The sequence below is a fragment of the Pseudoflavonifractor sp. 524-17 genome, from assembly GCF_009935845.1.
Lineage (GTDB): Bacteria > Bacillota > Clostridia > Oscillospirales > Oscillospiraceae > Pseudoflavonifractor_A.
The window spans coordinates 1-613 of record NZ_QWEK01000146.1 but is presented as its reverse complement, the minus strand read 5'-3'; the positions used below and the strand labels follow the sequence as shown (position 1 = coordinate 613).

Genomic DNA, 613 nt, shown 5'->3' with positions numbered 1-613 from the left:
ATGCCGCAACGCCAACAGCATCGGCATTGAGATGTGCTGCCGCAAGGACAAGTCGGGGACGTGGTATTTTGACCCGGAGACCGTAGATCGGACGGTAGAGCTTGTACTGGATATCATGGAGCGGTATCACATCCCCATTCAGAATGTAATACGGCACTATGACGTGACCGGTAAAGTCTGCCCCGCGCCCTTCGTGGAGGACGCCCGGGCGTGGCTGAGATTCAAGCAGAGATTGGAGGAGGGTCCTATGACAGAGGAAAAGGTACAGGCCATTGCGGCGGAAGTCGTAACCAAGAAAGCTGCGGCGGAGCGGAACGCGCCGGCAAGTTCTTGGGCGGCGGAGAGCTGGGCGAAGGCCAAGGAACAGGGCGTCTTTGACGGCACCGCCCCCCAGGCCCCCCTGACCCGGGAGCAGGCCGCCTGCGTCCTGGACCGGCTGGGTTTATTCGATTAGGAGGCGCTATATGAACTGGAAAGTGAGAGCCCATAACCCTCTGTGGTGGGCGCAGATGGTGCTGGCGGTACTCACCCCTATTCTGGCCTATGCCGGGCTGACGGCGGCGGACCTGACCAGCTGGAGCGCCCTGTGGGATCTGCTGGCGGGGGCGGCGCG

At 62.0% G+C, this 613-nt stretch carries 1 protein-coding gene; it reads left to right on the top strand.

Annotation, left to right across the window (positions count from 1 at the left end):
• On the top strand, positions 1-454 hold a 454-nt coding region (locus D1159_RS19055; protein ID WP_161847145.1), incomplete at its 5' end, for an N-acetylmuramoyl-L-alanine amidase.
• Between the last annotated feature and the right edge of the window lie 159 nt (positions 455-613).